Origin of the sequence: Xylophilus sp. Leaf220, assembly GCF_001421705.1 — a bacterium.
Lineage (GTDB): Bacteria > Pseudomonadota > Gammaproteobacteria > Burkholderiales > Burkholderiaceae_C > Xylophilus.
This window is the reverse complement of record NZ_LMKO01000001.1, coordinates 564,922-583,757: the sequence shown is the minus strand read 5'-3', so window position 1 is coordinate 583,757 and position 18,836 is coordinate 564,922. Positions and strand designations below refer to the sequence as shown.

Below are 18,836 nucleotides of genomic sequence, written 5' to 3'. Positions count from 1 at the left end.
GCCGGGCGGCGCCCGGTCGTCAGTGCGGCTGCTTGCTCGACGCGGCCGACGACATCAGCTTGTCGGTATAGGCGATCGCCATCGCCGACAGCAGGAACGCGATGTGGATCGCCGTCTGCGCGATCAGCACCCGGTCGGTGTAGTTGTCGGCGTTGATGAAGGTCTTGAGCAGGTGGATCGAGCTGATGCCGATGATCGACATCGCCAGCTTCACCTTCAGCACCGAGGCGTTCACATGGCTCAGCCACTCGGGCTGGTCGCGGTGGCCTTCGAGGTGCAGCCGGCTCACGAAGGTCTCGTAGCCACCCACGATCACCATGATCAGCAGGTTGGAGATCATCACCACGTCGATCAGCGCCAGCACCACCAGCATGATCACCGTCTCGTTGAGCGTGGTGATCGGCGCGGCGGTCTTGTAGCCGATGCTGGTGACCAGGGCCTGCAGCGCGGTGGTGCTGCCGAAGGCGGCCTCGACCAGGTGCAGCAGCTCGACCAGGAAGTGGATCACGTACACCGCCTGCGCCACGATCAGGCCCAGGTAGAGCGGCAGCTGGAGCCAGCGGCTGGCGAAGATCAGGTTCGCCAGCGGCGTCATCGGGGAGCGTTTCGGCGGGGTCGGGTCGGACATGGGGGCCTGGCAGGTGCGTGAGGAGCCGGCATTGTAGAGTTGCGGTCTCGCACCGCGCGGCGGCCCCGGCGGCCGCGCCCGGCCCAGTCAGTGGCTTGTAAGTGCCCGGCCCCACAGTCGCGCAGAACCTTTTCCCCGCGTCACCCCAGGAGACAAAACATGAGCGCAGCAGCGTCGCCGTCGTCGATCGAATCCGTGCTGGTCGAGAACCGGGTCTTTCCGCCCCCGGAAGCGATTTCCAAGGCCGCCAACGTCGCCGGCCGCCCCGCCTACGACGCGCTCTGCCGGGAGGCGGCGGACGACTTCGAAGGCTTCTGGGCGAAGCGCGCCCGCGCCCAGCTGAACTGGACCAAGCCCTTCACCCGCACCCTCGACGAGAGCAACGCGCCGTTCTACCGCTGGTTCGACGACGGCGAGCTCAACGCCTCGGCCAACTGCCTCGATCGCCACGTCGGCACGCCGGTGGAAGAGAAGACGGCGATCATTTTCGAAGCCGACGACGGCGCGGTCACCACCGTCACCTACAAGGAACTGCTGGAGCGCGTCTGCCGCTTCGCCAACGCGCTCAAGGCGCAGGGCATCCGGAAGGGCGACCGCGTCGTCATCTACATGCCGATGACGATCGAGGGCGTGGTCGCGATGCAGGCCTGCGCCCGGCTGGGCGCCACGCACAGCGTCGTCTTCGGCGGCTTCTCGGCCAAGGCGCTGCAGGAGCGGATCATCGACGTGGGCGCGGTGGCGGTCGTCACCGCCAACTACCAGATGCGCGGCGGCAAGGAGCTGCCGCTGAAGGCCATCGTCGACGACGGCCTGGCGCTCGGCGGCTGCGAGGCGGTGAAGACGGTGCTGGTCTTCGAGCGCACCGCCACCGCCTGGCCGCGCACGGCCGGGCGCGACAAGACCTTCGCCGAGGCGCTGGAAGGCCAGTCGGCCGACTGCCCGCCGGTGCCGGTCGGCGCCGAGCATCCGCTCTTCATCCTCTACACCTCCGGCTCCACCGGCAAGCCCAAGGGCGTGCAGCACGCCACCGGCGGCTACCTGCTCTGGGCCAGGATGACGATGAACTGGACCTTCGACCTGCAGCCGTCGGACGTCTTCTGGTGCACCGCCGACATCGGCTGGATCACCGGCCACACCTACGTCGCCTACGGGCCGCTGGCCGCCGGCGCCACCCAGGTGGTGTTCGAGGGCGTGCCCACCTTCCCGGACGCGGGCCGCTTCTGGCAGATGATCGAGCGGCACAAGGTCACCATCTTCTACACCGCGCCCACCGCGATCCGCTCGCTGATCAAAGCGGCCGAGGCCGACGAGAAGGTGCACCCCAAGCGCTCCGACCTCAGCTCGCTGCGCATCCTGGGCTCGGTCGGCGAGCCGATCAACCCCGAAGCCTGGATGTGGTACCACCGCAACGTCGGCGGCGAGCGCTGCCCGATCGTCGACACCTTCTGGCAGACCGAGACCGGCGGCCACGTGATCACCCCGCTGCCGGGCGCCACCACCCTGGTGCCGGGCTCCTGCACCCTGCCGCTGCCGGGCATCACCGCCGAGATCGTCGACGAAACCGGCAAGCCGCTGCCCGACGGCGTCGGCGGCATCCTGGTGATCCGCCGGCCCTGGCCCTCGATGATCCGTACCATCTGGAACGACCCGGAGCGCTTCAAGAAATCGTACTTCCCCGAGGAGATGGGCGGCACCGTGTACCTGGCCGGCGACGGCGCGGTGCGCAGCGACGGCAGCGGCACCGGCGGTGTCGACAAGGGCTACTTCCGCATCACCGGGCGGATCGACGACGTGCTCAACATCTCGGGCCACCGGATGGGCACGATGGAGATCGAATCGGCGCTGGTCTCCAAATCCGACCTGGTGGCCGAGGCGGCGGTGGTCGGCCGGCCCGACGACATGACCGGCGAGGCGATCTGCGCCTTCGTGGTCCTGAAGCGCGCCCGCCCCACCGGCGAGGAGGCCAAGGCGATCGCCAAGGAACTGCGCGACTGGGTGGCCAAGGAGATCGGCCCGATCGCCAAGCCCAAGGACATCCGCTTCGGCGACAACCTGCCCAAGACCCGCAGCGGCAAGATCATGCGCCGCCTGCTGCGCAGCATCGCCAAGGGCGAGGCGATCACCCAGGACACCTCGACGCTGGAGAACCCGGCGATCCTGGACCAGCTGTCGGAAGTCAACTGACCGCGGGTTTTGCTATCGAATTGATAGCTTAAGGCCGGCTGCGGACGCCGGCTGGCGCATCGTTAGGCACTGAATTTCGGCATTCGGCGGGTAGGGCCGGCCGTAGGACGTAACCGGGACTTGGCGCACGGTAACGCATGGGGCGGGAGCCCTGCGGTACAACCTCGCAACCCTCCGACTTCAGGCCCCGCCATGATCCGTACCGTCCTTCTCCTCGTCATCGCCCTCGTCATCGCCCTGCTGGCGATGCTCAACTGGACCACGTTGGCGGCACCCACGGCGGTGTCGCTCGGCGTCACCGTCGTCCAGGCGCCGCTCGGCCTGATCATGCTGGGCCTGACGGTGCTGCTGGCGATCCTGTTCGTCGCCTACGTCGTCTACCTGCAGGGTTCGGTGCTGGTCGAGACCCGCCGGCACACCAAGGAGATGCAGACCCAGCGCGACCTGGCCGACAAGGCCGAGGCCTCGCGCTTCACCGAACTGCGCCAGTACCTGGAAGTGAAGTTGCAGCAGACCGAACTGGAAGGTCGCAACGACCGCGACGCACTGCTGGCCCGGATCGCGGCACTGGAGACCTCGCTGGTCGCCCGTGCCGAGCAGTCGGACAACAGCAATGCCGCCTACCTGGGCCAGCTGCAGGACCGGCTCGACCGGGGCGAGCGCCTCTCGGGCGGCCAGACGCTGCGTGGCCCGAACGATCCGCTGGTGATCTGATCCGGCCCTGCCGACAGCCGTTCGACGGGCGCCGGGCTACTTGAGCTCGGTGATCCAGGCGGCGAGGGCTTTCGCGTCGGCATCGCTCACCTGCGAGTTGGCCGGCATCGGCACCGGCCCCCATACGCCGGAGCCGCCCTTCACGATCTTCTGCGCCAGCCGGTCGTTGACGTTCTGGCCGGCGTATTTCTTCGCAATGGCCTTGAAAGACGGCCCGACGATCTTGCGCTCCACGTTGTGGCACGCCATGCAGTTGCGCGCCTTGGCCAGCGCCAGGTCGGCCCGCGCGGGCAGGCAGGCCAGCACCAGGAGCAGGGCGGCGGCAGGGGGCAGGAGGCGGTGCATGGTGGGCGGCTTTCGGCTGGGGTACAGTCTGGCCGGATTGTAGTGAGGCCCCCTATGTACTTCCTCGGACTCGGACTGGTGCTGCTGGCGATGAAATGGCTCGAACTGGGCCCGGTCGTCGGCTGGAGCTGGTGGATCGTGCTGGCGCCGTTCGCCCTGGCGGTGGCCTGGTGGGCCTGGGCCGACAGCAGCGGACTGACCAAGCGCCGCGAGATGGACAAGATGGACAAGCGCAAGGCCGACCGCATCGACAAGCAGCGCGAGGCGCTGGGCCTGGGGACCAAGAAAAGGCGCTGAGGCATCGGCAGGTGCCGGCCGGCTCTGTGACCGCTTCTGCCGCTCCCATGTAAAAACGCCCGCCGGCTTGCACCGCGGGCGTTTTTGCGTCGGGGCCACGGGCTGTCTCGTACCGCCCCGGCATCTGCGGGCTCAATAGTCGTCGAGCACCGCGCCCTTGCTGGCGCTGGCCGCATTGAACGCGAACTTGGCCTGCACGCCACGGGTGTAGCGCGGCGCGGGCGGCGTCCAGCCTTCGCGGCGGCGGGCCAGTTCGGCCTCCGGCACGTTCAGCTCCAGCACCAGTTGCAGTGCGTCGATGGTGATCGAGTCGCCTTCCTGCACGAAGGCGATGGTGCCGCCCGCCGCCGCCTCGGGCGCCACATGGCCTACCACCATGCCCCAGGTGCCGCCGGAGAAGCGGCCGTCGGTGATCAGGCCGACGCTCTCGCCCAGTCCGGCGCCGATAAGGGCACCGGTGGGGGCCAGCATCTCGGGCATGCCCGGGCCGCCCTTGGGGCCCAGGTAGCGCAGCACCATCACGTCGCCCGCGACGATCCGGCCGTCGAGGATGGCCTTGAGCGCCGACTGCTCGTCGTCGAACACCCGGGCCGGGCCGGTGATGACCGGGTTCTTCAGGCCGGTGATCTTGGCGACCGCGCCCTCGGGGCTCAGGTTGCCCTTCAGGATCGCCAGGTGGCCCTGGGCGTACATCGGCTTGTCGATCGGGCGGATCACGTCCTGGTCGGCGCGCGGCACGTCCGGCACGTCCTCCAGCACCTCGGCGATGGTCTCGCCGGTGATGGTGATGCAGTCGCCGTGCAGCAGGCCGGCCTTCAGCAGGATCTTCATGACCTGCGGGATGCCGCCGGCCTGGTGCAGGTCCACCGCCAGGTACTGGCCGCTGGGCTTCAGGTCGCACAGCACCGGCGTGCGCTTGCGGATGCGCTCGAAGTCGTCGATCGACCACTCCACGCCGGCGGCATGCGCGATCGCCAGGAAGTGCAGCACCGCGTTGGTCGATCCGCCGGTGGCCATGATCACCGCCACCGCGTTCTCCAGCGCCTTCTTGGTGACGATGTCGCGCGGTTTGATGTCCTTCTTGATCGCCTCGATCAGCACCCGGGCCGATTCCTTGGCCGAGTTGGCCTTCTCGTCGTGCGGATTGGCCATGGTCGAGGAGTAGGGCAGGCTGATCCCGAGCGCCTCGAACGACGAGCTCATCGTGTTGGCGGTGTACATACCGCCGCAGGAGCCGGGGCCGGGGATGGCGCGCATCTCGATCTCGCGCAGGTCCTCGTCGCTCAGCTTGCCGGCGGCGTTCTCGCCCACCGCCTCGAACACGCTCACGATGTTCAGGTCCTTGCCCTGGTAGCGGCCCGGCAGGATGGTGCCGCCGTACACGTAGATGGCCGGCACGTTGGCGCGCAGCATGCCCATCAGTCCGCCGGGCATGTTCTTGTCGCAGCCGCCGACCACCAGCACGCCATCCATCCACTGACCCTGCACGCTGGTCTCGACGCAGTCGCTGATCACCTCGCGGCTCACCAGGCTGTACTTCATGCCCTCGGTGCCCATCGCCATGCCGTCGGAGATGGTGGGCGTGCCGAAGACCTGGGCATTGCCGCCGGCTTCTTCGATGCCCGCGATGGCCGCGTCGGCCAGCTTCTGCAGGCCCGAGTTGCAGGGCGTGATCGTGCTGTGGCCGTTGGCGACACCCACCATCGGCTTCTTGAAATCGCTTTCCTGGTAGCCCATGGCGTAGTACATGGAGCGGTTCGGGGCGCGCGACTTGCCTTCGGTGATGTTGGCGCTGCGGCGGTTGATCTGGATGACCTTGGTGTCCATCGGGTTCTCTCTCGTGGGGTGGTTCTTGTCGGAGCAGGCGGAGTATGCGCCGATCGCTTCTGCGGTTCCAATCCCGTTCGGAGGGCCGATTGATATGCTGTACATATGAAACCCGACGCCCCGATCGACCTGCGGCTGTGGCGCCAGTTCCTGGCCGTGGCCGAGGAACTGCACTTCGCCCGGGCCGCCCAGCGCCTGCACATGACCCAGCCGCCGCTGACCCAGGCCATCGCCCAGCTGGAGCGCACCCTGGGCGTCCAGCTCTTCGACCGCAGCCGGCGGCGGGTGTCCCTGGCGCCGGCCGGCCATGCCTTGGTGCCGGAGGTGCGCGACCTGCTGTCCCGCGCCCAGTCGCTGCCGGCCCGGGCGCGCGCCGCGGCCGCGGGCGAGGTGGGCCGGGTGCGCCTCGCCTTCGTCTCCACCATCGGTTTCGAGCAACTGCCGGCGTGGGTCCGGGCCTTCCGGGGTGAAAGCCCGCAGGTGGCGCTGGAGCTGGTGGAGGCCACCGGCGACGTGCAGCTGCAGCTGCTCGCGCGCGGCGAGATCGATGCAGGGCTGATGCTGCATTCGCCCGGCTTCGCGCCCGCCGGCCTTCAGCACCTGCCGGTCGCGACCGAGCCGCTGGTGCTGGCGCTGCCGGCCCACCATGCGCTGGCGCAGGCCCATCCGCTGCGGTGGGACGCGGTGCTGGCCGAGCCGCTGGTCGTCTTCCCCCGGCGCATCGCGCCTTCGCTGCACGATGCGGTGTTCGGCCTCTACCATGCGGCCGGCCGGTTGCCGGTGGTGTCGCAGGAGGCGATCCAGATGCAGACCATCGTCAACCTGGTGGCGGCCGGGCTGGGCGTGGCCTGGGTGCCCGAGAGCGTGGTGCAGTTCCGGCGGGAAGGCGTCGTCTACCGCGCCCAGGGCGAGGGCGGCCTGGCGTCACGGCGCGGCGGGCCGGTGGTGCCGGTCTGCGAGACCAGCCTGGTCTGGCCGGCGGGGCCGGTCGATCCGGCGCTGGCGCGTTTCGTCGGCTTTGTGCGGCGGGCGCAGGGCGGCTGAACCGTCATGGGGCCACGGCACAATACCGGCCATGCTCCTGTATCCCCATATCGATCCGGTCGCCCTGCAGATCGGCCCCCTGGCCGTGCACTGGTACGGCTTGACCTATCTCGCCGCCTTCGGCCTTTTCCTGTTGCTCGGCAACCTCCGGCTGCGCCACGAGCCCTACGCGTCGCTGCAGGGCAGCGCAGCCTGGACCCGCAAGGACGTAGAGGACATCCTGTTCCTGGGGGTGCTGGGCGTGGTGGCCGGCGGGCGGCTGGGTTACTGCCTGTTCTACAAGCCCGGCTACTACGCCACCCACCCGCTGGAGATCCTCTATATCTGGCAGGGCGGCATGAGCTTCCACGGCGGGCTGCTGGGCGTGATCGCCTCGATGGTCTGGTTCGCGCGGTCGCGGCACCGGCCCTGGCTGCAAGTGGCCGACTTCGTGGCGCCCTGTGTGCCGACCGGGCTGGCGGCCGGCCGGGTCGGCAATTTCATCAACGGCGAGCTGTGGGGCCGCTTCGCCGACGCGAGCCTGCCCTGGGCGATGGTGTTTCCGCAAAGCGGCTCCATGCAGCCGCGGCATCCGTCCCAGGTCTACCAGTTCCTGCTGGAGGGCGTGCTTCTCTTCGTCGTCCTGTGGCTGTATGCCCGCCGTCCGCGCCGCCAGGGCGAGGTGGCGGCCGCATTTCTCGTCGGATACGGTGTGTTGCGCTTCGTGGCGGAATTTTTCCGGGAGCCCGACAACTTCCTCGGGATCCTGTCGCTCGGAATGAGCATGGGCCAGTGGCTCTGCCTGCCGATGGTCGCCGCCGGTGTGTGGATGTACCTGCGGGCGCAGTCGGCGCCTCTGCCGGTGGCGCGCGGCGTCGTGGTGGCGGGGCGTTAGGTTGTAACCAGGCAACAGTCAGGGCCGCCGGCACGCGGCGCCCGGCGACCGCGCTTTCGCTTACCTTTGTTGTGTAACATGCTGATAGTACGCAAGCCATCGCCTGCGATCCCGACATTCCGTTCCTCGAGGAAAAGCGCCTGAAGGCACCCATGGAAGAAGGACAGTCGAAACTGATCGATGTCAGCGAGCTGCGCAAGGGCATGTTCATTCAGCTCGACCTGGGATGGATGGACCATCCGTTTCCTCTCAACAGCTTCAAGATCTCCACCGACGAGCAGATCCACACGATCGTCTCGCTCGGCGTGGAGAACGTGCGCCATTTCCCCGAGCGCAGCGATTCGGCCGTGCCGCCGGCGGCGGAGCCCGGCGCTGCCGCCGACGAACCTGCAGCCGATGCCGCCGCAGCGGACGACCGGGCCGACGGCGTCGCCTCGCACTGGGCCGCCCGCCGCAACCGCGCCCGCAGGCTCGAGAACGAACAGCACCGGCTTGCGGTCTGCGAGCGCCAGTTCTCCGACGCTACCCGGCAGTTCCGGCGCGTGGTCGAGACGGTCCATGCCAGCCCGCTGCTGGCGCGCCAGGACAGCGAATCGGTGGTGAGCCGCTGCGTGGACGAACTGATCGGACAGGGCGAATCGGTGATCCGCCTGCTGTCCGAGAGCGTGGGCGAGCGCAGCGGACAGCATTCGGTCAATGTGATGGTCATCTCGCTGATGCTGGGACGCTCGCTCGGGCTGCAGCGCGACGCCCTGGTGGAACTGGGGCTGGCGGCCTTGCTTCACGACATCGGCAAGCTTGAGCTCCCCGACCGGTTCCGCAACGCGGAGGAGGGCTTCACCTCGGTCGAGCACCGCCTCTACCAGAGCCACGTCATCCACAGCGTGTCGATGGCGCAGAGCATGGGCTTGCCGCCCGCGGTGGTCGCGGGCATCGCGCAGCACCACGAGATGGCCGACGGCAGCGGGTTCCCGGCGCGGATCACCGCCGACCAGATGCAGATGGCCGGCAAGATCGTGGCCCTGGTCAACCGCTACGACAACTTCTGCAATCCCGCCCGCGGCAGCGTGGTGACCACGCCGCACGAGGCGCTGTCGGTCATGTTCGCGCAGATGAAGCCGCGGTTCGATTCGGTCGTGCTGGGTGCCTTCATCCGGATGATGGGTGTCTACCCGCCCGGCTCCATCGTGCAACTGGGCAACGACCGCTACGGCATGGTGGTGTCGGTGAACGCCCAGCGTCCCTTGCGGCCCAGGGTGCTCGTGCACGACCCGGCGGTGCCCCGCAAGGAGGCGCTGATCCTCGACCTGGAAGCGCAGCCCGAGTTGGGCATCCGGCGCAGCCTCAAGCCGCACCAGCTGCCGAAGGCGGCGATGGACTACCTGTCGCCGCGCCGCCGCATCTGCTACTTCTTCGAGCGCGCCGCAGACCCCGACGCTATCGGGGTCGGCGCGTGATCGCCCACGGCTCCGCGCCGCTGATCGAAGGGCTGCTCGAGGCGGTCTGCATCGTCGATGCGGCCACGCTGGAAGTGCTCTACGCCAACCAGGCGGCCACGGCCTTGCTGGCCCAGGAGCGCAGCGCACTCGTCGGCCGCCCCGCGACCGAGGTGTTCGACACCCTGGAAGACGCGGCGTTCTGGAAGGACGCCGTCGACGGCACCGCCCAGCCGATCCGCTCGATGAGCCGACTGGTGCGAGCCGACGGCACGGTGCTGCATGTCGAGCGCTGCATCGAGTCGGCCGAATGGGTGCCGCACGGCCCGGTGTGGGTGGTCGGCATGGTCGACCGCACCCAGCAGCGCAAGGCCGAGGACGAGCTGGAAACGCTGATCGCCGAACTGCGCGCCACCCTCGAATCGACCGCCGACGGAATCCTGGTCTGCGCGCTCGACGGCACGATGCGCGCGTTCAACCGCCGCTTCGCGCAGATGTGGGAGATCCCCAAGTCGATGCTGATGCAGCGCGACGACGTGGCGCTGCACGCCCTGCTGGCCTCGCAGGTCGAAGACAGCGCGGAGTACCTGCAGCGGCTTGCCGAGATCAACGCCTCGATCGCGTCCGAGGCGACCGACATGCTGCTGCTGCGCTCGGGCCGGCTGCTGCAGCGCACCGTGCTGCCCCAGTTCAGCCGCGGCCGCATCATCGGCCGCGTCTTCTCGTTCCACGACATCACCGAGCGCGCCGCCGCCGAGAAGGGCCTGCGGCTCGCGGCGAAGGTGTTCGAATCCTGTCCCGACGCGGTCTTCATCACCGATGCGCACCACCGGATCGTCTCGGTCAACCCGGCCTGCTGCAAGTTGACCCGGCACGAGCACGAGGTGCTGGTCGGCCTGAGCGCGATCGACCTTTTCGAGGAGCGCGACGCCGGCCGGCTGTTCACCGAGGTCCAGAAATCCTGGCAGGCCTCCGGCTTCTGGGAGGGCGAGGTCTGGCACCGCCGCGGCGACGGCTCCAACTGCCCGGTGCGGCTGTCGTGGGTGGTGCTGCGCGGACCGGCGGGCGAGGTGGTGCAGACCATCGGCTTCTTCCGCGACCTCTCGGGCCAGCGCGCCGCGCAGCAGAGGATCGAGGACCTGGCCTACAGCGACGTACTCACCGGACTGCCCAACCGGCTGCTGCTGTCGCGCCGGGTCGACCGGGTGCTGCAGCTGCGGGGCGACGCGCCCGCGCCGTTCGCGATCCTGTTCGTCGACCTCGACCGCTTCAAGAACATCAACGACTCCCTCGGCCACCAGTTCGGCGACCGGGTGCTGGTCAAGGTGGCCGACCGGATCAAGAGCTGCCTGCGCCTGGCCGATACGCTGGCGCGCCTGGGCGGCGACGAGTTCGTCATCCACCTGCACAACGCCGACGCGCCGTCGGCCGAGGTCGTGGCGCAGCGGATTATCGAGGCGCTGGCCCAGCCGTTCATGCTCGACGACATGCGCTTTTCGGTCAGCTGCAGCATCGGCGTGGCGCTGCATCCTCAGGACGGCCTGACGCTCGACGACCTGGTGCGCCATGCCGACACCGCGATGTTCCGCGTCAAGGAGCACGGCCGCGGCAGCTACCGTTTCTACCAGCCGCAGATGAACGCCAACCTGCTGGCGCGCATGCAGATGGACCATGCGATGCGCCAGGCGCTGGAGCATCAGCGGTTCCGGCTGCACTACCAGCCGCAGATCGACATGCGCAGCGGCGAGCTGGTCGGCGTCGAGGCGCTGATCCGCTGGACCGATCCCGAACTGGGCTCGGTGTCGCCGGGCGTGTTCATTCCGCTGGCCGAAGAGTCGGGTTTCATCATCGCGATCGGCGCCTGGGTGCTGGAGGAGGCGGTCCGCCAGGGCGCGCTGTGGCAGCAGTCCGGCACGCCGGTGCCGGTGTCGGTCAACGTGTCGGCACTGCAGTTCCGCCAGCCCGACTTCGTCGAACGGGTGGCGACCGCGATCCGCGTGTCGGGCCTGGATGCCCGGCTGCTGGAGCTGGAGCTGACCGAATCGATCCTGGTGCAGGGCGCGGACGAGGCGCTGCTGCGGCTCGATGCCCTGGCCAACCTGGGCGTACGCCTGGCGATCGACGACTTCGGCACCGGCTACTCCAGTCTGGCCTACCTGAAGAAGTTCCCGATCCACCGGTTGAAGATCGACCAGTCCTTCGTGCGCGGCCTGCCCGACGACGAGAGCGACCGGGCCATCGTCACCGCGATGATCAGCATGGGCCACGCGCTGCGTTTCGAGATGGTGGCCGAGGGCGTCGAGACCCATGCCCAACGCGACTGCCTGCACGACCTCAACTGCAACCTGTTCCAGGGCTATCTGTGCGCGCCCGGCATGCCGGCCGAAGACCTGACGGTGCGGATGCAGAACCAGCCCTTCATGCCGCCACGCCATTGAGCGCAGCCCGCCGGCCCCCACCGTGGCGACCGCGGGAATACCGGTGCGGGAACGGGTCAAGCCGGCGCCAAGAACCCCTTCCAGAGCATGTACGCCGCCAGCGCATACAGCAGGCCGGCGAACACCCGCTTGAGCTTCTGCACCGGCAGGCGGTGGGCCGCACGCGCGCCCAGGGGCGCCATCAGCACGCTGAGCAGCGCGATGGTGACCAGCGCGGGCAGCCACACGTAGCCGATGGAGGCGGGCGGCAGGCCTTCCACCCGCATGCCGCTCACCACATAGCCCGCGACGTTGGCCAGCGCGATCGGAAAGCCCAGTGCCGCGCTGGTGCCGACGGCCGCATGGATCGGCACGCCGCGCCGCGTCATGAACGGCACGCTGATGAAGCCGCCGCCCGCACCGACCAGGCCCGAGCAGAAACCGATCGCGCCGCCCGCGGCCCATTGACCGGCGCGACCGGGCATCGGCTCGGCGGCCGCGGTACTGGAGGAGGTCAGCATCCGTGTCGCCGAATAGGCGACGAAGAGCCCGAAGACGATGGCCAAAGGCCGGCCCTTCAGCAAGGCGAACACGCCGGCGCTGGCGACCAGGCTGCCCAGCACGATGCCCGGCGCCAGCGAACGCACCAGATCCCACCGCACGGCGCCGCGGCCATGGTGGGCCCGTACGCTGGAGAGCGAGGTGAAGACGATCGTCGCCATCGAGGTGGCGATCGCCATCTTGATCGCCAGGTTGGCGTCGATGCCCTGGGTGGCCATGATCGCGGTAAGGAAGGGCACCATCACCATGCCGCCGCCGATGCCCAGCAGGCCGGCGAGAAAGCCGGCGCCGATGCCGAGGGCCGAGAACGCGAGGAGTAGCGGAAGGTCAGGCATGTCGTCGATGCGGTCGGAGGGGGCGCGGGCGACGCCGCGGCGCCGGTGCATCGAGCGGGAAGAAGGTGTCTGCGAATGCCACCGAGCTCTCATCCTGAACCGGGGGTTCAGGTGGGCGAGGGCAGCCAGGCATTGGGTTCATCTGACGCGAGATGATCACGCTTGCCCGGCGATGTACCAAGCCCGGGCTCAATGAGCATTGGTTCAAGGAAATATAAAGCCCGGCGTGCACCGCAGACGCTGTCGATTGTAGGCCTGCGGACCGGTGGGGCAAGGGAAAACCTGTACCCGAATGTCTGTGGGGCCGTGCTTTCCACGGCTGCAGCATCGGCGCTTCTAGGCTATCGGCCGGTCGTCCAGCGCCTCGTCCAGCCGCGCCAGCAGGTGGGTCCAGCGGGCGCCGTCCTCGTCGGCACCGGGCGCGGCGGCAGCCGGCGTGATCGCCGGCGGGCCGGGTGCCCTGTCGACCACGTCGAACGCCAGGTTGAGGGCCGCCAGCACCGCGATGCGGTCCCGGGCCCGCACCTTGCCGGCATCGCGGATGCGCTGCATCGTCGCGTCGACCCGGTCCACCGCGGCCCTCAGCCGCGCCTCGCCGCCCTCGGGGCAGCCGAGCAGGTAGCTCTGGCCCATGATGTGCACTTCGAGCTGTTTCATTCGAAGCCCCGCGGTCCGGCCGCGTCCTGCAGGGCCGGCGGGTCGGGCGGAAGGCGGTCGATCAGGGCGTCGAGCCGGTGGCGCGCGGTCCGCAGCCGGTGCCTGAGCGCATCCCGCTCCTCTGTCAGCGAGGCGATCTGACGGGCCATCGCCTGCTGCGCGCGCTGCATCTCGGCATGGCGCAGCAGCAGCCGTTCGACGCGTTCGGCGATCTGGTCGAGGGGGGCGGATGGGGCCATATGAGGCAGCGATTGTAGGGTTTCGGCCGTCGCGGCAAGAGGGGTGAAAAAGCGACATCGGCACGACGCCGGCGGCGCATACGACGCCTGCGGCGGTCGGACACATTTAGAATCGTCCGCGTTGGTGCTCGCGGCCTGGTTCAACAGGGCGCAGTTCAACGGGAAGCAGGAGGGCGCCGCACGGCGCCTGACCTGCGCTGCCCCCGCAACGGTCAGCGGACGAGTCGCAAGACTCTGCATGCCTCTACACAAGCCACTGGGCGCACCGAACGCGTGCCTGGGAAGGCGAGGCATGCCGTTCCGCCAGCCCGGATACCGGCCAACGAGGTGGATGCGTGCGCCCGGATCGTTCCGGGCGGCGCGTCCGTGACGCCCATACGCCGGCGGGGAAGTCGGCCAGGGTTCCTGCTCTCCTGTCGTGTTCCCGATGAAAACCATTTCCGCCGCGCGCCTGTCCGCGCTCGCTCTGGCGTTGTCCGCCGCTTTCCCCCTTCTCGCCCAGACCGCGCCCGGTGCAAAGCTGCAGGACACCGTGGTCACCGCCACTCGGGTGGCCCAGCCCCTGTCCGACCTGCTGGCCGATGTCTCCATCATCGACCGCGAGCGGATCGAACTGAGCGGCGCGGTCGGCGTGGCCGACGTGCTGGCCCGCCAGCCGGGCATCGAGATGATCCGCAACGGCGGCCCGGGCAACAGCACCAGCGTGTCGATCCGCGGCGCCGAGTCGCGTTTCACCGCGGTCTACGTCGACGGCGTGCGCGTCGATTCGCAGTCCACCGGCGGCGCCCTGTGGGAGCAGATTCCGCTGTCGCAGATCGACCGCATCGAGGTGCTGCGCGGCCCCGCCGCCGCGGTGTACGGATCGGACGCCATCGGCGGCGTGATCCAGCTCTTCACCAGGAAGGGCGAGCCGGGCAAGCCCGCGCCCTACGTGGGCGTCGGCGTCGGCCGCTACGGCCTGCGCAAGGCCGAGGCCGGCATCAGCGGCGTGGCCGACGCGCGCGGTGCGATCGACTATGCGCTGGGCATCGCCCGCGAGGAGAGCGACGGCTTCAACGTGCAGCCCAACCGTCTGCGCAGCCGCACCGACGGCCTGCGCAACCCCGACCGCGACGGCTACGACTCCACCAACCTGAGCGCCCGCCTGGGCCTGCAGATCGACCCGCGCCACCGCATCGAAGGCACCTTCCTCGCCAACAACCTCGAATCGAAGTACGACGCGGGCGCCTTCGTCGCGGCCCGGCCGCAGGACGACCGCAACCTGCACCGCCTGCGCACCGGCGGCCTCGCCTGGCAGGCCAAGTGGACCGACAGCTACAGCACCAAGCTGCAGGTGACCGAGTCGCGCAGCCGCTACGAGACCACGCCGTCGGCCTACATCACCGCCACCACCCTGCGCGGCTACCTGTTCCAGAACGAATGGCGCAGCGGCCCGCACCTGGCCACCGCCGCGCTGGAGCGACGCGAGGACCGGCTGGAGAACCCGCTGGAGCAGCCGCGGCCGCTCGACCGCACCCGGTCGCAGAACGCATTGGCGCTCGGCTACGGCTTCCACACCGGCCCGCACACGCTGCAGCTGAATGCGCGGCACGACAAGGACAGCGAGTTCGGCGGCAAGACCACCGGCAGCGCCGCCTACGGCTATGCGATCACGCCGCAGCTGCGCGCCACCGCCTCGGTCGGCAACGCCTTCCGCGCACCGACGCTCTACCAGCGCTTCAGCGAGTACGGCACCGCCACGCTGCGCCCCGAGAGCAGCCGCAACGTCGAGGCCGGACTGCGCTGGGCCCAGGGCGTGACCAGCGCCGGCATCGTCGCCTACCGCAACAAGGTCGAGAACCTGATCACCTTCGCCAGCGCCTCACAGTGCCCCGGGCAGCCGTTCGGCTGCTACCAGAACGTCGCCCACGCCGAGTACAGCGGCGTGACGCTGTCGGCCGGCCACACCCTGGCAGGGGTGGCGCTGCGCGGCTCGCTCGACTTCCAGGACCCGAAGGATACGGACACCGGCCGGCAGCTCGCCCGCCGCGCCCGCCGCCACGGCACGCTGGGCGCCGACACCTCCGTCGCCGGCTGGACGGTGGGCGCCGAGACGCAGTTCTCGGCCAGCCGCTTCGACAACGCCGCCAACACCCAGCGCCTGGGCGGCTACGCCCTGGTCAACCTGTACGCCAGCACCCGCATCGCCCGCGATTTCACCCTGATCGCCCGCATCGACAACCTGGCCGACAAGGACTACCAGCTGGCCCGCACCTACGCCACGCCGGGCCGCTCGGGCTACCTGGGCGTGAAGTGGGCGCCGCAGTGACGCGCCGGGCCGCGCGATGAGCGCAAGCGCCGCCGCATCCTGCCCGGCCATCCTGGTGGCCGCGCCGGGCTCGGGCCAGGGCAAGACCACCGTCGCGGCCGCGCTGGCGCGGCTGCATGCGCGCGCCGGCCGGCGGGTCCGCGTCTTCAAATGCGGGCCGGATTTCCTCGACCCGTGCTGGCTGGCCATGGCCAGCGGCGCGCCGGTGCACGCGCTCGACCTGTGGATGAACGGCGAGGCCGACTGCACCGCCCGGCTGCATGCCGCCGCAGAAGAGGCCGACCTGCTGATCGTCGAAGGCGCGATGGGCCTCTTCGACGGCACGCCCAGCGCGGCCGACCTGGCCCAGCGCTTCGGCCTGCGGGTGCTGGCGGTGGTGGATGCCGGCGCGATGGCCGGCACCTTCGGCGCGCTGGCCTTCGGCCTGCGCCACTACCGCGACGGCATGCCCTGGGCCGGCGTGCTGGCCAACCGGGTGGCCAGCGAACGCCATGCGCAGATGCTGCAGGACGGCCTGCGCACCCCCGAGGAATGGATGGGCGCGATGCCGCGCGGCGTCGCCTGGGCGCTGCCCGAGCGGCACCTGGGGCTGGTGGCCGACGGCGACCCGGTCGATGCGCTGGCCCGGCTGGATGCCGCCGCCGATGCACTGGCGCAGACGCCCCTGGGCCGCATGGACGGCGCGGCGCTGGCCGGCTGGAGCACTCCGTTCGCGCCGCCGCTGTCGACGGACCCGGCCGACGCGCCCCCCCGCCTGCAGGGCCGCCGCATTGCCGTGGCGCGCGACGCGGCCTTCGCCTTCCTGTACGCCGGCAACCTCGACTGGCTGCGCGCGATGGGTGCGGAGCTGGCCTTCTTCTCGCCCCTGGCCGACGAGCATCTGCCCGAATGCGACGCGCTCTGGCTGCCCGGCGGCTACCCCGAGCTGCACATGCCCGCACTGGCCGCGGCGCAGCGCAGCCGCGCCGGCGTGCAGCGGCACATCGACCGCGGCCTGCCGGTGTGGGCCGAATGCGGCGGCATGATGGCGCTGATGGACAGCCTGACCGACGCCGAAGGACGCACCCACCCGGGCTGGGGACTGCTGCCCGGCGCGGTGACCATGGGCCGCCGGCTCGCGGCGCTCGGTCCCCAGCAATGGACGGGCGAGGCCGGCACCCTGCGCGGCCACACCTTCCACTACTCGACCGCGGAGACGCCGCTGGCCGCCATCGGCCGCACCGCCCGGCCCGGCACGGCGCTGTCGGCTACCGCTGGCGAAGCGGTCTACGCCCACGGCCCGGTGCGGGCCAGCTATTTCCACGCGTGGTTTCCCTCGTGCCCGGCGGCCGCGGCCGGCCTGTTCGGCGGAGCGGTCGCATCGTGAAGGCCCTGCCGTGACCGCCCCGCTTTCCGTCGCCCGCAGCGAGCTGGTCCTCGGCGGCCAGAAAAGCGGCAAGTCGCGCCGCGCCGAACTGCTGGCCGCTGCCTGGCTCGCCGCGTCGCCGCAGCACCGCGGCGTGATGCTGGCCACTGCCACCCCCTGGGACGAAGAGATGCGCGCCCGCATCGCCCGCCACCGCCAGGACCGGGCCGAGCGCTTGCCCGGCATGCGGACGGTGGAGGAGCCCCTGCTCCTGGCCGACGCGCTGGCCGCGCACAGCCGGCCCGACACGCTGATCGTGGTCGACTGCCTCACCCTGTGGCTCACCAATCTGCTGATGCCCGCTTCCGCGGAAAACGATGGGCCGAACATGCCTCCAGCCGGCGATCTGTCCCGGCTGGTAGCTATGCTTTTAATAGCAATCGAGCAGGCGCCGGGTCCGGTGGTGCTGGTCTCCAACGAGATCGGCCTGGGCGTCGTGCCGCTCGGCCGCGAGGTGCGCCGCTTCGTCGACACGCTCGGGTTGCTCAACCAGGGCGTGGCGGCCACCTGCGCCCGGGTAACGCTGGTGGCGGCCGGACTGCCGCTGACGCTGAAGGACACGCCATGAGCCTGCCGACCATCGCATTCCTCCTGGCCCGCCGGCGCCGAGCGTTCGTCGCTGCGGCGCTGGTGCTGTCGGCGCTGGCGGCCCCGCTCCATGCGCAAACCCAGCCCTTCGACGTCACGGACGGCCGCGGCCGCACCCTGCGGTTCGACCGGCCGCCGCAGCGCATCGTCAGCCTGCTGCCTTCGCTCACCGAGAGTGTCTGCGCGCTCGACCAGTGCGACCGGCTGGTCGGCATCGACCGGTACTCCAATTTCCCCGAGAGCGTGCGGCGCCTGCCGCAGGTGGGCGGCGGCATCGACCCGAACATCGAGGCGATCGTCGCGCTGCGGCCCGACGTGGTGCTGCTGGCCGTCTCCTCGCGCGCCAGCGACCGGCTGGAGGCCCTGGGCATCCGGGTCGTGGCGCTGGAGCCCAAGACCCATGCCGACGTGCGGCGGGTGCTCGACACCCTGGCGCGGCTGCTGCAGGTGCAGGGCGACGCGGCGGCGCGCGTCTGGCGGGTGATCGACGCGGGCGTACAGGCGGCGGCGCAGTCCGTGCCGCGGCGCGTCAGGCCGACGCGGGTGTACTTCGAGGTCAGCCGCGGGCCGTACGCGGCGGGCACCGCGTCCTTCATCGGCGAGACGCTCACCTGGCTCGGCGCGCAGAACGTGGTGCCGCCCGACCTGGGTCCGTTCCCGCGGCTCAACCCCGAATACGTGGTGCGCGCCAACCCCGACGTGGTCATGGTCGGCAACCGCAGCATGCAGTCGATGGTGCCGTACCCCGGCTGGCAGAGCATGCGCGCGATCCGCGAGCAGCGCATCTGCGTCTTCGGCCCCGACGAGGCCGACGTGGTGGTGCGCCCCGGCCCGCGCATGGCCGATGCCGCCCGCATCATGGCGCGCTGCCTGGCGGAGAAGGCGCCGTGACGGCCTCCCGCATGGACGCTCGCGCCGTGGCGGCGACGTCCGGCCGGCCGCGCTTCGGGCCGCCGGCAGCCGAGCGCAAGGGCCGC

General features: G+C 70.1%; 17 protein-coding genes and 1 riboswitch. Of the genes, 11 read left to right on the top strand and 6 right to left on the bottom strand.

The window, feature by feature from the left end:
• Positions 1-19 precede the first annotated feature (19 nt).
• A complete protein-coding gene (locus ASE76_RS02645; RefSeq protein WP_055834246.1) occupies positions 20-628 on the bottom strand; it encodes a TIGR00645 family protein in 609 nt (202 codons plus the stop codon).
• 159 nt (positions 629-787) lie between these two features.
• Between ASE76_RS02645 and acs the strand changes: the two genes are divergently transcribed.
• Both acs and ASE76_RS02635 read left to right on the top strand, forming a co-directional pair.
• A complete protein-coding gene (gene acs / locus ASE76_RS02640; protein ID WP_055834243.1) occupies positions 788-2,812 on the top strand; it encodes an acetate--CoA ligase in 2,025 nt (674 codons plus the stop codon).
• A 192-nt stretch (positions 2,813-3,004) separates the two neighbouring features.
• Positions 3,005-3,526, top strand: a complete 522-nt coding sequence (locus tag ASE76_RS02635) for a hypothetical protein (protein WP_055834241.1) — start codon at positions 3,005-3,007, stop codon at positions 3,524-3,526.
• Between the two features lie 36 nt (positions 3,527-3,562).
• On the opposite strand, the gene ASE76_RS02630 is transcribed toward ASE76_RS02635, so the two are convergent.
• A complete protein-coding gene (locus tag ASE76_RS02630) occupies positions 3,563-3,871 on the bottom strand; it encodes a c-type cytochrome (protein WP_055834239.1) in 309 nt (102 codons plus the stop codon).
• A gap of 54 nt (positions 3,872-3,925) precedes the next feature.
• Here ASE76_RS02630 and ASE76_RS02625 point away from each other — a divergent pair, with 54 nt between their 5' ends.
• Positions 3,926-4,168: a TIGR04438 family Trp-rich protein gene (locus tag ASE76_RS02625; protein WP_055834236.1), complete on the top strand. Its 243-nt coding sequence runs from the start codon at positions 3,926-3,928 to the stop codon at positions 4,166-4,168.
• 132 nt (positions 4,169-4,300) lie between these two features.
• Here ASE76_RS02625 and ilvD read toward each other — a convergent pair whose 3' ends face one another.
• Positions 4,301-5,995, bottom strand: a complete 1,695-nt coding sequence (gene ilvD, locus ASE76_RS02620; RefSeq protein ID WP_055834232.1) for a dihydroxy-acid dehydratase — start codon at positions 5,993-5,995, stop codon at positions 4,301-4,303.
• Between the two features lie 105 nt (positions 5,996-6,100).
• Here ilvD and ASE76_RS02615 point away from each other — a divergent pair, with 105 nt between their 5' ends.
• The 4 genes from ASE76_RS02615 (at position 6,101) to ASE76_RS02600 (ending at position 11,787) form a co-directional block, all read left to right on the top strand.
• The gene (locus ASE76_RS02615; protein WP_055834225.1) at positions 6,101-7,039 is read left to right on the top strand and encodes a LysR family transcriptional regulator; all 939 of its coding nucleotides are present in this window, start codon (positions 6,101-6,103) and stop codon (positions 7,037-7,039) included.
• Positions 7,040-7,070: 31 nt separating this feature from the next.
• Complete coding sequence (lgt, locus tag ASE76_RS02610) at positions 7,071-7,913, top strand: prolipoprotein diacylglyceryl transferase (protein WP_055834223.1); 843 nt, start codon at positions 7,071-7,073, stop codon at positions 7,911-7,913.
• 152 nt (positions 7,914-8,065) lie between these two features.
• Positions 8,066-9,370 carry an HD-GYP domain-containing protein gene (locus ASE76_RS02605; protein ID WP_055834221.1) on the top strand — a complete coding sequence of 435 codons (1,305 nt, stop codon included), beginning with the start codon at positions 8,066-8,068 and terminating at the stop codon, positions 9,368-9,370.
• Positions 9,367-11,787, top strand: coding sequence for a bifunctional diguanylate cyclase/phosphodiesterase (locus tag ASE76_RS02600; protein WP_055834218.1), 2,421 nt, complete (start codon positions 9,367-9,369; stop codon positions 11,785-11,787). The genes ASE76_RS02605 and ASE76_RS02600 overlap by 4 nt, the downstream gene beginning before the upstream one ends.
• Before the next feature lie 56 nt (positions 11,788-11,843).
• Here the strand turns inward: ASE76_RS02600 and ASE76_RS02595 are convergent, their stop codons facing one another.
• The 3 genes from ASE76_RS02595 to ASE76_RS02585 form a co-directional block, all read right to left on the bottom strand.
• A complete protein-coding gene (locus tag ASE76_RS02595; RefSeq protein ID WP_055835539.1) occupies positions 11,844-12,662 on the bottom strand; it encodes a sulfite exporter TauE/SafE family protein in 819 nt (272 codons plus the stop codon).
• A gap of 336 nt (positions 12,663-12,998) precedes the next feature.
• Entirely contained in the window at positions 12,999-13,319 is a 321-nt protein-coding gene (locus ASE76_RS02590) for a cell division protein ZapA (protein ID WP_055834215.1), read from the bottom strand.
• Complete coding sequence (locus ASE76_RS02585; RefSeq protein ID WP_055834212.1) at positions 13,316-13,558, bottom strand: hypothetical protein; 243 nt, start codon at positions 13,556-13,558, stop codon at positions 13,316-13,318. The genes ASE76_RS02590 and ASE76_RS02585 overlap by 4 nt, the downstream gene beginning before the upstream one ends.
• A 105-nt stretch (positions 13,559-13,663) precedes the next feature.
• Positions 13,664-13,897: riboswitch (cobalamin riboswitch) on the top strand.
• Between the two features lie 88 nt (positions 13,898-13,985).
• Between ASE76_RS02585 and ASE76_RS02580 the strand changes: the two genes are divergently transcribed.
• From ASE76_RS02580 to ASE76_RS02565, 4 genes are read left to right on the top strand one after another with little or no spacing between them, the layout of a single operon-like run.
• Positions 13,986-15,866 (top strand): TonB-dependent receptor domain-containing protein, encoded by a 1,881-nt coding sequence (locus ASE76_RS02580; protein WP_055834209.1) that lies wholly within the window; start codon positions 13,986-13,988, stop codon positions 15,864-15,866.
• Positions 15,867-15,882: 16 nt separating this feature from the next.
• Positions 15,883-17,232 (top strand): cobyrinate a,c-diamide synthase, encoded by a 1,350-nt coding sequence (locus ASE76_RS02575; RefSeq protein WP_055834206.1) that lies wholly within the window; start codon positions 15,883-15,885, stop codon positions 17,230-17,232.
• A 10-nt stretch (positions 17,233-17,242) separates the two neighbouring features.
• A complete protein-coding gene (locus tag ASE76_RS02570; RefSeq protein WP_055834204.1) occupies positions 17,243-17,839 on the top strand; it encodes a bifunctional adenosylcobinamide kinase/adenosylcobinamide-phosphate guanylyltransferase in 597 nt (198 codons plus the stop codon).
• Positions 17,836-18,750 (top strand): ABC transporter substrate-binding protein, encoded by a 915-nt coding sequence (locus ASE76_RS02565; RefSeq protein WP_055834201.1) that lies wholly within the window; start codon positions 17,836-17,838, stop codon positions 18,748-18,750. The genes ASE76_RS02570 and ASE76_RS02565 overlap by 4 nt, the downstream gene beginning before the upstream one ends.
• Positions 18,751-18,836 lie beyond the last annotated feature (86 nt).

What these genes read in the sequence shown, in the direction of transcription:
- ilvD (WP_055834232.1), bottom strand. Translation starts at nt 5,995, where the DNA reads ATGGACACCAAGGTCATCCAGATCAACCGCCGCAGCGCCAACATCACC.
- ASE76_RS02625 (WP_055834236.1), top strand. Translation starts at nt 3,926, where the DNA reads ATGTACTTCCTCGGACTCGGACTGGTGCTGCTGGCGATGAAATGGCTC.
- ASE76_RS02565 (WP_055834201.1), top strand. Translation starts at nt 17,836, where the DNA reads ATGAGCCTGCCGACCATCGCATTCCTCCTGGCCCGCCGGCGCCGAGCG.
- lgt (WP_055834223.1), top strand. Translation starts at nt 7,071, where the DNA reads ATGCTCCTGTATCCCCATATCGATCCGGTCGCCCTGCAGATCGGCCCC.
- ASE76_RS02635 (WP_055834241.1), top strand. Translation starts at nt 3,005, where the DNA reads ATGATCCGTACCGTCCTTCTCCTCGTCATCGCCCTCGTCATCGCCCTG.
- acs (WP_055834243.1), top strand. Translation starts at nt 788, where the DNA reads ATGAGCGCAGCAGCGTCGCCGTCGTCGATCGAATCCGTGCTGGTCGAG.
- ASE76_RS02615 (WP_055834225.1), top strand. Translation starts at nt 6,101, where the DNA reads ATGAAACCCGACGCCCCGATCGACCTGCGGCTGTGGCGCCAGTTCCTG.
- ASE76_RS02645 (WP_055834246.1), bottom strand. Translation starts at nt 628, where the DNA reads ATGTCCGACCCGACCCCGCCGAAACGCTCCCCGATGACGCCGCTGGCG.
- ASE76_RS02580 (WP_055834209.1), top strand. Translation starts at nt 13,986, where the DNA reads ATGAAAACCATTTCCGCCGCGCGCCTGTCCGCGCTCGCTCTGGCGTTG.
- ASE76_RS02595 (WP_055835539.1), bottom strand. Translation starts at nt 12,662, where the DNA reads ATGCCTGACCTTCCGCTACTCCTCGCGTTCTCGGCCCTCGGCATCGGC.
- ASE76_RS02590 (WP_055834215.1), bottom strand. Translation starts at nt 13,319, where the DNA reads ATGAAACAGCTCGAAGTGCACATCATGGGCCAGAGCTACCTGCTCGGC.
- ASE76_RS02585 (WP_055834212.1), bottom strand. Translation starts at nt 13,558, where the DNA reads ATGGCCCCATCCGCCCCCCTCGACCAGATCGCCGAACGCGTCGAACGG.
- ASE76_RS02605 (WP_055834221.1), top strand. Translation starts at nt 8,066, where the DNA reads ATGGAAGAAGGACAGTCGAAACTGATCGATGTCAGCGAGCTGCGCAAG.
- ASE76_RS02630 (WP_055834239.1), bottom strand. Translation starts at nt 3,871, where the DNA reads ATGCACCGCCTCCTGCCCCCTGCCGCCGCCCTGCTCCTGGTGCTGGCC.
- ASE76_RS02575 (WP_055834206.1), top strand. Translation starts at nt 15,883, where the DNA reads ATGAGCGCAAGCGCCGCCGCATCCTGCCCGGCCATCCTGGTGGCCGCG.